At 74.5% G+C, this 14487-nt stretch carries 9 protein-coding genes and 1 pseudogene; 5 read left to right on the top strand and 5 right to left on the bottom strand.

Features of this window, described 5'->3' with window-relative positions; all coding sequences use genetic code 11:
- Positions 1-16: 16 nt before the first annotated feature.
- The 3 genes from tatA to EMA17_RS13270 form a co-directional block, all read right to left on the bottom strand.
- On the bottom strand, positions 17-316 hold the full coding sequence (gene tatA, locus EMA17_RS13280; protein ID WP_126637125.1) for a Sec-independent protein translocase subunit TatA: 300 nt from the start codon (positions 314-316) through the stop codon (positions 17-19).
- 115 nt (positions 317-431) lie between these two features.
- The gene (locus EMA17_RS13275; protein ID WP_126637124.1) at positions 432-3269 is read right to left on the bottom strand and encodes an HAD-IC family P-type ATPase; all 2838 of its coding nucleotides are present in this window, start codon (positions 3267-3269) and stop codon (positions 432-434) included.
- Complete coding sequence (locus EMA17_RS13270; RefSeq protein WP_126637123.1) at positions 3253-3642, bottom strand: ArsR/SmtB family transcription factor; 390 nt, start codon at positions 3640-3642, stop codon at positions 3253-3255. Before EMA17_RS13270 ends, EMA17_RS13275 begins: the two co-directional genes overlap by 17 nt.
- Before the next feature lie 395 nt (positions 3643-4037).
- On the opposite strand from EMA17_RS13270, the gene EMA17_RS13265 reads away from it, so the two are divergent.
- The 3 genes and pseudogenes from EMA17_RS13265 (at position 4038) to EMA17_RS13255 (ending at position 8435) form a co-directional block, all read left to right on the top strand.
- Complete coding sequence (locus tag EMA17_RS13265) at positions 4038-5675, top strand: sensor histidine kinase (RefSeq protein WP_126637122.1); 1638 nt, start codon at positions 4038-4040, stop codon at positions 5673-5675.
- Positions 5672-5929: pseudogene (locus EMA17_RS13260) on the top strand (response regulator); the annotation flags it as partial. The gene EMA17_RS13265 and the pseudogene EMA17_RS13260, both read left to right, overlap by 4 nt.
- A 274-nt stretch (positions 5930-6203) precedes the next feature.
- Entirely contained in the window at positions 6204-8435 is a 2232-nt protein-coding gene (locus tag EMA17_RS13255) for a protein kinase domain-containing protein (RefSeq protein ID WP_160161394.1), read from the top strand.
- Positions 8436-8457: 22 nt separating this feature from the next.
- Here the strand turns inward: EMA17_RS13255 and EMA17_RS13250 are convergent, their stop codons facing one another.
- Positions 8458-9390: a polysaccharide deacetylase family protein gene (locus tag EMA17_RS13250; protein WP_246126631.1), complete on the bottom strand. Its 933-nt coding sequence runs from the start codon at positions 9388-9390 to the stop codon at positions 8458-8460.
- A 278-nt stretch (positions 9391-9668) separates the two neighbouring features.
- Here EMA17_RS13250 and EMA17_RS13245 point away from each other — a divergent pair, with 278 nt between their 5' ends.
- Together EMA17_RS13245 and EMA17_RS13240 are read left to right on the top strand one after the other, a co-directional pair.
- On the top strand, positions 9669-10274 hold the full coding sequence (locus EMA17_RS13245; RefSeq protein ID WP_126637120.1) for an acyl-CoA-like ligand-binding transcription factor: 606 nt from the start codon (positions 9669-9671) through the stop codon (positions 10272-10274).
- A 189-nt stretch (positions 10275-10463) separates the two neighbouring features.
- On the top strand, positions 10464-13133 hold the full coding sequence (locus EMA17_RS13240; RefSeq protein WP_126637119.1) for a helix-turn-helix transcriptional regulator: 2670 nt from the start codon (positions 10464-10466) through the stop codon (positions 13131-13133).
- Between the two features lie 25 nt (positions 13134-13158).
- Here EMA17_RS13240 and EMA17_RS13235 read toward each other — a convergent pair whose 3' ends face one another.
- Positions 13159-14229: an acyl-CoA dehydrogenase family protein gene (locus EMA17_RS13235; protein ID WP_160161393.1), complete on the bottom strand. Its 1071-nt coding sequence runs from the start codon at positions 14227-14229 to the stop codon at positions 13159-13161.
- Between the last annotated feature and the right edge of the window lie 258 nt (positions 14230-14487).

The following is a 14487-nucleotide window of genomic DNA, read 5'->3' as shown; positions in this document are numbered from 1 at the left end:
CGTCGCGGCCGGCGCCTCAGCGGACGTTGGGGTTGGCCGGCTCGCGCTCGGGGGTCGTGCGGACGGTGTCGGGGGCGCCGCCGGGCGCGCTCCGTACCGCGCGGGCGGGTTCGGGTGCGGCGGAGGCGGTGGTGGTGGACGCCGCCGACGTCCGCGCCGTGTCGTCCTCGCGCATCGCCTTGGTCTCGCTCTTGAGGATGCGCATGGACCGGCCCAACGCCCGTGCGGTGTCCGGCAGTTTCCGGGACCCGAACAGGACGATCACCACGATCGCCAGGACCAGCAGGTGTCCGGGCTCCAACCCGTTGCGCAACATCGCCACTCGCCTACTTCCACGTCGCGGGCCGGCGCCGCGCCCGACGTCGGGCAGCCCGATGCGGACACCATACTTGCTGTCTTGCGCAACTGTACAACCTCCGTGTCGGCGAAGGTCAGCCGCGCTCCGCCCGGCGCCGGTCGTAGCGCCGCCGCACCAGCGTCAACGCCCCCGCGTACAGCGCGAGCACCCCCGCGAGCACCGGGTAGTAGCCGATCGGCAGCGACGCCATGCCCAGCGCGGGAGCCGCCGGGGTCAGCGGCAACAGCACGCCGATCGCGGCCAGTCCGGCGGAGGCGATCAGGATCGGCGTGGACGCCCGGCGCACGGCGACGCCGCGTCCGGTGCGCAGGAGCAGGATCACCAGTGCCTGGGTGAGCAGATTCTCGGTGAACCAACCCGCGTGGAACGCCTCCTGGTCCACCTCCCCGCCGTGCCGCACCATCAGCACCAGAACGGTGAAGGTGGCGAGGTCGGCGACCGCGTTGAGCAGGCCGAAGCCGGTGATGAAGCGCAGCAGGTCGCGCGGGCGCAGCGCGCCGGGGCGGCGCAGCGTGCCGGCGGCCGGGTGGTCGAGCACGAAGGCGGCCTGGGCGGCGTCGAAGCACAGGTTCTGCACCAGGACCTGCGCGGGGAGCATCGGCAGGAACGGCAACAGCAGTCCGGCCATCAGCATCGCGATCACGTTGCCGAGATTGCAGGACAGGGTGATCCGCAGGTAGCCGGCGATCGTGCCGGTGCCGCGCCGACCGGTCACGATCGCGTCGTCGATGGCGCCGAGGTCCTTGGACACCAGCACCACGTCGGCCGCCTCGCGCGCCACGTCGACCGCGTCCCGGGGGCAGATCCCCACGTCGCAGGCGTGCAGCGCGGGCAGGTCGTTGACCCCGTCGCCGAGGAATCCGGTGGTGTGGCCGGCGGCCCGCAACGCGCCGACGATGCGCGCCTTGTGCGCGGGCGTACAGCGGGCGAACACGGTGTGCGCGGCGGCGAGCCGGCCCAGTTCGGCGTCGTCGAGCACGTCGATCCGCTCGGCGGTGACCACCTCGCCGGGGTCCAGGCCCAGGTCGCGGCAGACCCGGGCGGCGGTGCCGGGCAGGTCGCCGGTGAGCACCTTGACCGCGACGCCGCGATCGGCGAGGACCGCGAGCGCGTCCGCGGCGGTGTCGGCGAGCGCGTCGCGCAGGCCGACGAAGCCGATCAGGGTCAGTGCGCTCGCGTCGAGGGCGGCCTCGGGGTCGGTGTCGGCGGGCCGCTCGGTCAGCGCGACCGCGAGCAGTCGCAGGCCGTCGGCGGCCAGCTCCGCGGCCACGCGCTCCGCGTCGGCGCGGGCGGCGGCGTCCAGGGGCTGCTCCCGGCCGTCGAGCCGGACCCGCGCGCAGCGGTCGAGTACGTCGTCCACCGCGCCCTTGACCACCACGGTCAGCGGGCCCCGACGTCCCGGGCGCCGAACCACCGCGCACGAGGTGCGGCGCACCGGGTCGAACGGCGACGCGGCGAGGCCGTCGTGGTCGGCGGGGTGGTCCGGGTCGGCCGGGTGGTCCGGCAGCGCGACGAGCCCGGTCCACGGCACGTCCGGCTCGCGCCCGACGACCTCCGCCTCCCGCGCGCCGGCCTCCTCGTACCCGGTCAGGACCGCCTCGTCCAGCGCGTCCGGCACCGGCGGATCGGCCAGTTGGAGCGTCCACCAGCTGTTCAGCGCGGCTTGGTGCAACACGTCGGGGTCGGCTCGGCCGGCCGGGTCGACGTGGCAGTCCAGGATCGGCCGGTCCCGGGTGAGGGTGCCGGTCTTGTCGGTACACAGCACGTCCATCGCGCCGAGGTCGTGCAACGCGGGCAGCCGCTTGACGATCACCTCGTGCTCGCGGGCGAGCAGACGCGAGCCGCGGGCGAGGGTGGTGGTCACGATCACCGGCAACATCTCGGGGGTCAGCCCGACCGCCACGGCCACCGCGAACGGCAGCGTCGCCAGGCCCCGCCCGCGCACCACCGAGTCGGCGAGCAGTACGAGCGCCGGGGTGACCAGCATGAAGCGGATCAGCGTCCAGGAAATCCCGTGCACCGAGCGATCGAACGCGGTCTCCCGGCGGGGTGGGGCGAGGCGGGTGCGGGTGGCGCCGGCCCGGGTGACGCGGGTGCCGGCGAATCGGGTGTCGGCGCCGGTCGCGTAGACCACCGCGGTGCCGCTGCCGGCCGCCACGCTGCCGCCCTGGAAACACAGGTGGGGCCGCTCGAACGGATCGTCGGCATCGAGGTCGGCCCGCGGCACGTCCACGGGGTGTTTGGCCACCGGCGCGGAGGCCCCGGTGAGCGCCGACTGGTACACCGTCAGGCCGCTCGCGCGCAGCAGCCGCAGATCGGCCGGGATCAGGTCGCCGGGGCCGAGCCGGACCACGTCGCCCGGGACCAGCTGGTCCACCGGCACCTCGCGCGGCGCCGGGTCCGCGCGCGGCGGCCCGCCCGGGTGTTCCCGGCGGCGGACGGTGGCGGTGCCGGCGACGAGCTCGCGCAACGCGGCGGTGGCCCGCTCGGCCCGGTGCTCGCCGGTCGCGCGCAGGGCACAACTGACCACCACCAGGACCACGATCACGCAGGCGGTGGTCCAGGCGGTGACCGCGGCGGACACCAGGCCGAGGCCGAGCAGGACGGCGGTGAACGGGTCGCGGGCGCTGCGGGCGAAGCGGCGGAGCGGGCCGGGCGGACGTCGGCCGGCGACGGTGTTCTCGCCGTACCGGGCCAATCGGGCGTCGGCCTGCGCCTCCGTCAACCCGCGCGGGCCGCTGCCGAGCAGGCGCAGCACCTCCAGCGTGGGCGCGTCGGCGGCGGCGCGGGCGAGCTCCGGTCCGGTGACATCACGCCGCCGGGGGCCGGGTACCCCGGCGGCCGGGTCGTCGAGGTCGGCGGACGGGCCCGCCGCGCCGGATCCGGGTACGACCTCAGGCGCCCAGGCCACGGGCCCGTCCCCGCACCGCCCCGGAGTCGGTGCGTTCGGCGAGTCGTTCGATCAACCAGCGCACCATGGTCACCACGTCGGGGTGGTCGACGAGGTACACCACGCGCCGACCCTCGCGCCGGGAGCGGACCAGGCCGGCCAGTTTGAGCTTGGCCAGGTGCTGGCTGACCGCGGGCAGCGCGCCGCCGACCCGCTCGGCCAGCGCGGTGACGTCGCTCTCGCCGGCGGCCAGCGCCCACACGATGTGCAGGCGCGCGGGCGAGGCCAGCAGTCCGAAGGCCGCGGCGGCCTCGGCCAACACCTCGGCCGGCGGGTCCTCGAAGTCGTGGACCGCTGAGGCCACAGTCGTACTCCCGTCCACGTGAGCGGCCATCGGGTCATCGCCGCCGCGCGGCGCCCGGGTCCCGCGAATGAACACCCAGTCTAGGGTCGCACCGCGTCGTGGAGGGGGCCCCGGGGCCGACCACCACGACGCCGACGGCGTGCCGGGCGTACCGGCGGCGTGGTCGGATGTGGTGGCCCGGGCAGCGGGGGCCTCCCGGTCGGGGACGGGTGTTGCGCCGCCGGCGGTCCGGTGCGCTCCCGGTCGGGGCTCGGACACATCGGCATGTCGGCGCGATACGCGTCGTAGCGTGGCGCGGTCGCGGCGCCGCCGGGGACGCGCATTGCGCGCATGGCGAGAATTCCGCCGAATGCCGCCGAAGCGGATGAAACCTCGGTAATGGACGTCTTGCCCCGGGCCCGGGACGTCCGTCGATAATCTCCGGCATGGCCAACCAGAGCATCGCGCGGCAAGTCCTGCTGTGGCAGCTCGCCCTCGTCCTGCTCCTCGTCGCGGCCGGCTCCGGCGTGGCGCTGCACGCCGTGCACCGGTCGGGCGCGCAGACCGCCCGGGAACGCGCGCTCGACGTGGCGCGCACCCTGGCCCGTTCCCCCGGTCTCGCCGAGGCGGCCGGCTCGGCGGACCCGACCGCCCGCCTCCAGCCGATGGCCGAGACCGTCCGCAGGGAGAACAAGGTCGACTTCGTGGTGGTGATGAGCGTCGAGGGCATCCGGTACACCCACCCGGATCCGACCCGGATCGGCAAGACCTTCCTCGGCCACATCGACGGCGCCGCGCGCGGGCGGACCACCACGGAGACGTACACCGGCACCCTGGGCCCGTCGGTGCGGGCCGTGGTCCCGGTCTTCGGCGGCCCCGACGGGCGGCCGGTGGCGCTGGTCTCGGTCGGCGTGACCAATCGCCGCGTCGACGCGCTGGTCGGGGCGGAGATCCCGCTCGTACTCACCGTCGCGGCCGGCGCGCTGGCCCTGGCCTGCGCGGCGAGCATGGCGGTGCACCATCGGCTGCGCCGGCAGACGCTGGGGCTGGGGCCGGTCGAGCTGCGGCGGATGTACGAGCACCACGACGCGGTGTTGCACGCGGTGCGCGAGGGGCTGGCGGTGGTGGACGCGGACGGCCGGCTGGTACTGGCCAACGACGAGGCGGTCCGCCTGCTCGCGCTGCCGGCCGACTTCGAGGGCCGGCACGTGGGCACCCTCGACCTGGACGAGTCGCTGGCCGACACGCTCGCCGCGGGCCGCACCGTGGCGGACCGGATCCACCTGTGCGGCACCAGCGCGCTCGCGGTCAATGTCAGCCCGACCGGGCGCGACGGGCGGATGGTGGCCACCTTCCGCGATCACACCGAACTCCGGGCTCTGGTCGGCGAGTTGGATCAGGTACGCGGCTTCGCCGACGCACTGCGCGCGTCCGCCCACGAGGCGGGCAACCGGCTGCACACGGTCGTCGCGCTGGTCGAACTGGGGCGCGGCGAGGAGGCGATCCGGTTCGCCACCGGGGAACTGGCCGCCGCCCGGGACCTTGCCGACGAACTCACCAACGCGGTGTCCGAACCGGCCCTGGCCGCACTGCTGTTCGGAAAGCACGCGCAGGCCGCCGAGCGCGGCGTGCAGTTGACCGTGACGGGTGGATCGGCCGCCGACGGCACGACCGCCGTCCCGTTGCACGCGCCGGCCGCCCGCTTCGATCCGCACGACCTGGTCACCGTGCTCGGCAACCTGGTCGACAACGCGATCGACGCCGCGGTGTCCGCGCCGCCGCCGCGCACGGTGCGGGTCACGGTGGGCGTCGATCCGGACGCCGACGGCGCGTTGCTGCTTCGGGTGGCGGACAGCGGGCCCGGGATCGACGAGCCGCTCACCACCCGGGTGTTCGAGCGCGGCTGGAGCACCAAGGAGGCGTACGGATCGCAGGGGCGCGGGCTCGGCCTGGCCCTGGTCCGGGCGACGGTGGCCCGGCACGCGGGCAGTGTGGAGGTGGCCCGCGGCCCCGACGGCGGCGCGGTGTTCACCGTCCGGCTGCCCGCGGCCGTACCGCGACCGCGAGCGGAGGAGGACGCGTGATCGGCACCCTGGTGGTCGAGGACGATCCCGTACTCGCCGACGCACACGCGGTGTTCACCGGCCGTGTCCCCGGCTTCGAGATCGCCGGCGTCGGCGGCAGCGGTACCGAGGCGCCGCGGTTGTTGTCCACGCGCCGGGTCGACCTGGTCCTGCTCGACCTGTACCTCCCGGACCTGCACGGCCTCGACCCGTGCCGGAGCATGCGCGCACAGGGCCACGAGGCCGACGTGGTCGCGGTCACCTCGGCGCGCGAACCCCGCTACGGCGGTGCCGGCCGCCCGGAGTACGTCCACCGCCGGCACACCCCGGGGACGAGCGGACAGGCGGCCGGCGACGACGGCGATGCGGAGCGCCCCGGAGGTGTTCCGCCGGGGGCGAACCCGTAGCCGTGCGGGTGGTCCGTCCGCGTGTCCCGCGCCGACGCCCGGGCGGCGGGGGTTGGGGCGAGTCGCGTGTGGGCTGCCGGTTCGGGTGACACCATGGTGCCGCTGCGACATCACGGGTGGGGCGCGTGACGGGGGAGAGACGATGGAGGTCGGGCGCTACGTCCTGGGTCCCCTGCTGGGCCGAGGCGGGATGGCGCGGGTGTACCGGGCCAGGGACACCCGACTCGGTCGGTCCGTCGCGGTCAAGCTGCTCGCCCCCGAACTCGCCCACGATCCCGTCGTCAGGCGGCGGTTCCTCACCGAGGCGCGGGCGGCGGCCGGGCTGAACCATCCGGGCATCGTGATCGTGCACGACCACGACGAGGTCGACGTCGCGGGCGAACCGGTCGTCTACCTGGTGATGGAGCTCATCGAGGGCCACACCCTCGCCCAACTGCTGGCGGATCGAGGTCCGTTGTCGGCCGAGGAGGCGCTGCCGACGGTACGGGCCGTGCTCGCCGCGCTCGACCACGCGCACCGGCACGGCGTGGTGCACCGCGACATCAAACCGGCCAACGTCATGGTCCGCGCCGACGGCGGCCTCAAGGTCACCGACTTCGGCATCGCCCGGATCACCGGCGCCGACACCGGTCGACTGACCGCCACCGGCACCCTGCTCGGCACGGTCGCGTACATGGCCCCCGAGGTCATCCGCGGCGGCGAGGCCGGCCCGTACAGCGACGTCTACGCGGTCGGCTGCCTGTTGTACGAACTGCTCACGGGCCGACTGCCCTACCCGGGCGCGAACGCGGCCGCCATCCTGTACGGGCATCTCAACGCACCGGTGCCGACGGTGACCGACGCCGATCCGCGACCGTCCCCGGAACTGGCCGAGTTGGTGGCAACGGCGATGGCGAAGGAGGTCGCCGACCGGTATCCGGACGCGGGCTCGATGTTGGAAGCGGCCATGGACCTCGGCAGGCCCGCCGGTGACCGGCCCTCGCCGCGACCGCGGGCTCCGGGGGAGGTGCGCGGGGCGCCCACGAAGGACGAGGCGAGGACCGCGGCGGACACCGACGAGACGGCGGACCCGCGGACACCGGGCGAGGCCGGCACCCGGACCACGGGAATGCTGCCCGGGCCGCGAAGCAGGGACGACACGCCACGAGTTCGGCCCGCGGACGAGACGGCGGAAACCCCGACGGCGGGCGAAGCGCCGGGGCAACGGCCCACCGCCGGCACGCCCGACCCGTCGGCACCGGACGAGGCACCGGATGTTCCGGCCACGGACGAGGCGGCGGGAATACGACCCGTGGGTGGGACACCCGGGCCGCACCCGGGCGCGCCGCCCGTCCCGGATGAGCGGCCGGAGGCTCCCGTCCCGCCGTGGCTCCGGCATACGGCGACGAAGACGGGCTTCGCCGTCGTGGTGGTCCTCTCGCTCGTCGTCGGCTTGATCCTGGCGCTGCACAATCGTGGCTCCGGTGGCGGCGGAACACCGGGCCGCGAGACTCCGGGGGGTGCGGCGACCGGCTCGGAGTCCGACCGCCCGACCCCCGGCGGCCGTTCCTCCCCCAACGCGCAAGGCAGCGCCGGCCCGTCCTCCCACGACCCGCGGGTCCGTTCCGGGGTGTTCCTCCCCGACTCGCCGGTGTTCCGGGCCGCCACCGCACGCGGCCGGCTCGTCGTCGGCGTCGCCGAGGATGTGCCGCAGATCGGCTTCCGGGACGAAGTCAACGGATCCTATTCGGGGTTCGACATCGAGATGGCCAAGATCGTCGCCGCCTACCTGGGCTTCGGCGCGGATCGCATCCAGTTTCGAACGGTCGCCCCCGCCGAACGCGTGAACGCCGTGCTCCAGGGCCGGGTGGACTACTACGTCGACCTCTTCACCATCACCGACGAACGCCGCGAGCGCGTCGGCTTCGCCGGCCCGTACCTGTCGGGCGGCCAGGGCGTGCTGGCCCGCACCGACAATCTCACCCTCACCGGCTTCGACTCCTCCCTGGCCCACGCCAACGTGTGCTCGGTCATCGGCAGCACCCCGTACCTGAAACTGCGCCACGACTTCCCCCAGGCCGGCGCGCTCGCCCTGGACACCTACGGCCAATGCGTGGACGCCCTGCTCGCCCGCCGGGTCGACGCCGTCACCACCGACCAGGTCCGATTGCAGAGCTACGTGACGAGCCATCCCGGCCAACTCCGCATCGTCGGGGTCTCCGTCACCGCCGAGAAGTACGGCATCGCCGTGCCCTTGACCGACCCGGCCCTGCGCGGCGCCGTCAACGACGCGCTCCAGGACGCCTTCGCGACCGGCACCTGGAAGTCCGCCTACGAGCGCACCCTCGGCATCGGCGGCACCCCCGCGCCCCCGCCCCCGGCTCTGGAACGGTAGTGATCCCCGGGTCGGTCCCGGCTCAGGACCGCGGGGCGTCGGACAGCCGGACGAACCTGTAACCCTGCTGGAGGAGTTCGGGCACGGCCAGGCGGATCCCGGCCGCCGTGCCGCCGCGTGGGTGATTGAAGTGGCCGATCACGACCGAGCCGGGGCGTACGTCGCGCATGGCCTTGCGGACCTGCTCGGGGGTGAAGGTGGCCCCGCCGTCGGCGTTCACGTGGAAGCTCGCGAACCGCTCACCGAGGTCGGTGACGATCCGCGCCGCCACATCGTCGCAATACGCTGTGCCGGAACGAAAGAACTTCGGTGGGTGGCCGAGGAGTTCGGTGAGCCTGGCCCGGTTCCCGGAGACCTCGTCGTACACCTCGCCCGCGTCCCGGGTCCCGGGGATCCCGTACGCGGAGCGCCCGGACACGGACAGTGGCAGATGCCGGGTACCGTGATTGGCGATCTCGAACAGCGGATCGGCGGCCAGTTCCCGCAGTACGGCCGGATTCTCGTCGATCCACCGGGAGTTGACGAACAGCGTCGCGGGCACGGAGCGTTCGTGCAGGAAGTCGATCAGGGCCCGATCGTATTCGCCGCCGCCCTTGCCACCACAGGCGTCGAAGGTCAGCGCGGCGACCTTGGCGTTGCCCGGCAGCCGGGACAACGACCCGGGCACCTCGAGGCCCCAGCCGCTGGGCGTCTGCTTGCCGTACCGGGCGACGATCTCCGCACGCGTCGGACCGGCGGCGGCCGGCGTGGTCGCGGCGGGCCGGGGCGTATCGCCGCCGGGCGGCGCGGGCCGGCCGGCGGCGGGCGGGGGCGGAGTCGTCGTCGGCGCGGCGCTCTTCCCCGACTCCGAACACCCCGCCAGCAGCCCACCGAGCGCAGCCGCCAACACCACCCGCCGGCCCACGTCCATCGCGCCGCCCTCCACCCGACCCACCCGCGCGACGCCACCCGCCACACAGCGCTCACCCTAGAAGACCACGCCCAGCGGAACGCCCCCGAACCACCCCACCCACCCGAGTCCCGACCCGGCCCGCACCCGACCGCGTGCGCGCGAACGGCACCGGGACGGCGAGCGCCGCGCGCGGCTCGCGCGTCATCCGGGCGGCCGGTGTCGTCGCCGCCCGAACGGGTGATCGCGCCTCCGGGCCGAGTCCGCGCGGGCGGTCGGGGCGGGCGGCCGGGACACGGACAGTACGCTGGTCGGACGCCGAGTATCCGAGCATGAGGTGTCCGATGACGTCGTCCTCCCCCGCAGCGCCGACGGTCGGGATCCGGGAGCGCAAGAAGGCCCGGACGCGCGCGGCCATCCAGCGCGCGGCGCTGCGACTGTTCGACGAGCGGGGCTACGACGCGACCACGGTCGAGCAGATCGCCGAGGTGGCCGAGGTGGCGCCGAGCACGGTCTTCCGCTACTTCGCCACCAAGGAGGACCTGGTCCTCTCCGACGCCTACGACCCGGTGTTCCTGGAGTCGTTGCGCAGCCGGCCGGCGGAACTGCCGCCGATCCCGACGCTGCGGGCGGCACTGCGCGAGACGCTGGCCGCGCTGACCCCCGACGAACTGGCCGAGGCGCGGCGGCGAACCGTACTGATGTTGTCGGTGCCGACGCTGCGCGGACTGAGCTTCGCCAACTTCGTCGAGGTCATGCGCACGGTCACGGCGCTGCTCGCGGAGCGAACCGGGCGCGGCGCCGACGATCCGGCGATCCGGGCGCTCACGGGCGCCGCGTTCGGCATCATGCTGGACACGATGGTGCGCTGGGCCGACGAGCCGGACCTGGATCTGGTCGCCGCCCTCGACGACGCCCTCGGCCGCCTGGAGGCGGGCCTTCCGCTCTAGACCGCGTGCACGGGAACTCGGCGGGCCGTCGCGGGCATTCCGGGCGTGGGCGTTTCGGGTGTGGGCGTTTCGGGCGCGGACCTTCCCGCCACGGATGATCTCCCCTACAGTCACTACGGGTCAGTGGCCGGTTACCGATGGTTGACTTGTTCCACGTGACCGGGGTTTCATGCACCGGTGGGAGAACGTGTGCAGGCCGACATTTGGGGGCGCGCGGAGGCCATGGAGTTCATCGAACGAGGTCCGGAACTCGGCATGTTGCGCACCGCGCTCGAGGAGTGCGCCGAGGCCCGGGGCGGCGTCGTCCTGGTCGAGGCGGGCGTCGGCTGCGGCAAGACCGAGACGTTGTCCTGGGTCGGCGAACGAGCCGGCGACATCGGCGCGCTGCTGCTGACCGCGACCGGATCGCGCACCACGAGCGGGCAACCGCTCGGCGTGCTGCGCCAGTTCCTGGACGGTCCGGGCCTGCCCGCCGGACTCGCGACGCCGCTGGCCGAGATGCTCGACGACGGCGACGCGCCCCGCGCGGCCCGCCGACTCACCACCGCGCTGCACGACGTCGCGCGTCGGCACCCGGTCGTGGTGTGCGTGGACGACCTCCAACACGCCGACGCCGCGTCCGTCCAGTGCCTGCTGCACCTGGGCCGCCACTCCGGCCGGGCCCGGGTCCTGGTGCTGTTCGCCCGCTCCCCCGGCCCGGCACTGCAAGACCCGCAACTGGACACGGAGTTCCTGCGCCAACCGGCACTGCGCCGGATCCGACTCGCCCCGCTGAGCCCGGCCGGCGTGGCCGAGTCGTCGGCCGCGGCCTTCGACCCGCCGTGGCGGGATCATTCCCACGCGTTCCACGAAATCACCGGCGGCAACCCGCTGTTGCTTCGCGCCCTGGTCGAGGAGTATCGGTCGGCGACCGACCGCGCCGCGACGATCGTGCCGCGGCCCGCACCCGGCGGCCCGTACAGCCAGGCCGTACGCGCCTGCCTGCGGCGCGGCGGCGCCGGCATGTGGCGGGTGGCCAAGGCGCTGGCGATCCTGGGCGCGCCCGCGTCCGCCGAGGTGTCGGGCGCGCTCGCCGGCACCACCCCGGTGACCACCGCACAGGGTCTGGGCGCGCTGGCCGCCGCCGGCCTGATCGAGGACGAGCGCCTGCGCCGGGCGGCCCGAACCGCGCTGCTGGACAGCCTGGATCCGGCCGAGCAGGGCGCGCTGCACCGCCGGGCGGCCACGATCCTGCGACACGAGGGCGCCCCGGCGGCGCGGACGGCCCGGCACCTGCTCGCCGCGCGCGACGCATCGGACCCGTGGGCGGTGGGGGTGTTGCGGGAGGCCGCCGAGGAGGCGCTGTCCCGGGACCGGGCCCGACGCGCCGTCGACTATCTGGAGTTGGCCGCCGAACAGTGCCGCGACCGCGCGGTCCGGGCCGAGATCCATGTGCGCCTGGCCGAGATCTCCTGGCGGCTGAACCCGAGCGCCGCCGAACAGCGCTGCCTGGGCGAACCGTTGGCCGCGCTCGCGGTCGGCGACCTGCCGGAGTCGAGCATGGCCTCGGTGGCCCGGCAACTGCGCGCCCACGGGCGACTCGACGCGGCGCGCGAAGTGTTCGACCGGCTCCGCAAGCGCACCGACCCCCGAGCCGAGTGGGTCGAACACGTCGAGTCGGACGTGCCGTTCCCGTGGTCGGACGGTCCCGACCCGAGCGCGGCGGCGGCGGATCCGGCCGAGCGGCTGGAGGTGGCCGAACGGCTCCTGCGCGTGTCGGGGCTGACGGACGTGACGCTGTTCCCGATCGTGACGGCCGCGCGGTTGTCGATCGCGCGCGACCGGGCGAGCGTCGCGGAGGCGCACTGCCGGGACTTCCTTGCCGAATCGATCCGGCGCGAAGCCCCCGGCTGGGCGGCGGTGTTCGCCTCCGCGTGTGCCGAAGCGGCGCTGCGTCAGGGGCGGTTGCCGGACGCGGAAGGGTACGCGCACCAGGCGATGGCGGCGATGCCCGAGCACACCGGCAGTCTGTACCTCGGCGGCCCGCTGGCCGGGCTGATCTCGGTGTACACCGCGATGGGCGACTACGAGGCCGCGGCCCGTCAGGTGAACCGGCCGGTCACCAAGGCGCTGTACTCCAGCCTGCACGGCCTGGCCTACCTCCGTGCCCGGGGCCGGTTCCACCTGGCCACCGACCGGGCCCGCGCGGCGCTCGCCGACTTCCTGCACGTGGCCTGGCTGGTCCACACCTGGCGGGTCGACCAGCCGTTCCTGATCCCGTGGCGGACCGACGTCGCCGAGGCGCTGCTGCGCCTGGACGAGACCGAGCGGGCCCGGCGGTTGGTGATCGAGCAGTTGCGGCTGTGCGGTCCCGGGGGCGGCCGGGTCCGAGGCACGGCATTGCGCCTGCGGGCGATGACGGTGGACGTCGCCGAGCGCCCGGAACTGCTCACCCAGGCGGTCGAGGCACTGCGCCGCTCCGAGGATCCCCTGGAACTGGCCCGTACCCTCGAGGCCCTGGCCGAGTCGTACCGCGCCCGCGCCGAACCGGCCCGCGCCGCGACGCTCCAAAGCCGCGTCTGGCACCTCACCCGCGACTGCGGCGCCCGCCCACGCCACCGCGCCGTCGCACACGCCTACACCGACCTGCTCACCGCCTCCACCGGCACCCCCACCGCCGGCGACACCAACCTCAGCGAATCGGAGAAGCGCGTGGCCGCGCTCGCCGCCTGCGGGTACAGCAACCGAGGCATCTCGGAGGAACTGTTCATCACGGTCAGCACCGTCGAACAGCACCTCACCAGGGTCTACCGCAAGCTCGACATCAAAAACCGCCGCGAACTCCCGTCCCACCTCCGCACCGGCCTCCACAGAGTCTGATCGTCCGACCCGGCCGCCCTCCGCGTCAGGCGCGGGCCGGTAGGCCGAGGGAGTGGGCCAGGAGGTCGTGGCGCAGGTCGTCGGTGTCGCCGACGGGGGTGTAGGGCGGGGCGGGCCACAGTTCCGGCTCGAAGCCTCCGGCTCCCGGCGCGCCCGGGGCCCCGGTGCCCAGAACCGCCGCGGGGCCGAGCAGTTCGAGGCCGACCGGACCGAAGTCGGCGGCCAATTCGGCCCCCAGTACCCGAGCCGCCGAGGCATGCAGACTCCGATGTTCCGCCCGGCCGCCCGGCGCGGGCACCGCCGCCGCGGTGGCCAGGAGCCGCACGGCCTGGGTGCGCACGGCCAGTTCGGCCAACGCCGCTCGGGCCGCCGACCCGCGGGTGCCCGCCGGCGGCCGCGTCCCGGCGCCCGCACGCAGCAGTGCGATCAGATCCGTCAGGCGACGATGCAACGTGGCCGCGACGTCGCCGAGCAGGATCGGCTCGGCGGCGAACGTCTCGGCCACCGGTGCCCAACCACCGCCCACGGCACCGATCCTGGCCGAGTCCGACACCCGGACCTCGTCGAGCAGCACGACGCATCCGCTCTCGCCCGCCGGCGAACGATGCGGTCGCAGCAGTACACCCGGCGTATCGGTGGGCACCAGAAAGACGGTGAGCCCGGCACGCGGCGACTCGACGTCGGCGTCGGTACGGGCCACCAGCCACATCCGGTCGGCGCGATGTGCGTCCACCGTCCATATCCGCGCACCGGTGAGGATCCAGTCGTCCCGCTCGCCGGCGCCGGCCCGAACCGCGCTCGCCCGCACCGCGGCCGGATCGAAGTCGGCCTCGGACCACCGGTATCCCAGCGCGATCCGGATCGTGCCCTCGCGCAGCGCCGGCAACAGTCCCGCCCGCTGCTCCGCCGAGCCGTACCGGGCGATCGCCGGGCCGAACACGGTGGCGGTGGTCAGCGCATCCAGGATCGGCAGCCGATGCCGGCAGATCTCCTGCCGAAGCGCGAACCGCTCGGCGGCGGTTCCCCCACCCCCACCATGCCCATCCGCCCACCCGAGCGCGAACCACCCATACCCGGCCGCCTCGGCCACGATCACGGGATCGTCCCCACCGTCACCGCCCGGCGACGAGGAGGAGAACCGACGATCAGACCACGAGGCAACACCCCACACGGAATCGCACGCAGCCGAGGCGGACGTGAACACGGCGGAAGTCGGCGCAACCAAGGCGGGCGCGGCGGACACAGGCGCGCTGGACGCGAGTGCAGCCGCAACGGACGCAGCCGACTCGGACGCGCCTGAAGCGGACGCCGGCGCAGCCAAGGCGGGCACACCGGACACAGGCACGGCCGACGC

Source organism: Embleya hyalina (assembly GCF_003967355.1).
GTDB lineage: Bacteria > Actinomycetota > Actinomycetes > Streptomycetales > Streptomycetaceae > Embleya > Embleya hyalina.
This window is presented reverse-complemented; position numbering and strand designations above follow the sequence as displayed.

Excerpts from the sequence above, each read along its gene's own strand:
- EMA17_RS13255 (WP_160161394.1), top strand. The coding sequence starts at position 6,204 with ATGGAGGTCGGGCGCTACGTCCTGGGTCCCCTGCTGGGCCGAGGCGGG.
- EMA17_RS13265 (WP_126637122.1), top strand. The coding sequence starts at position 4,038 with ATGGCCAACCAGAGCATCGCGCGGCAAGTCCTGCTGTGGCAGCTCGCC.
- EMA17_RS13270 (WP_126637123.1), bottom strand. The coding sequence starts at position 3,642 with ATGGCCGCTCACGTGGACGGGAGTACGACTGTGGCCTCAGCGGTCCAC.
- tatA (WP_126637125.1), bottom strand. The coding sequence starts at position 316 with ATGTTGCGCAACGGGTTGGAGCCCGGACACCTGCTGGTCCTGGCGATC.
- EMA17_RS13245 (WP_126637120.1), top strand. The coding sequence starts at position 9,669 with ATGACGTCGTCCTCCCCCGCAGCGCCGACGGTCGGGATCCGGGAGCGC.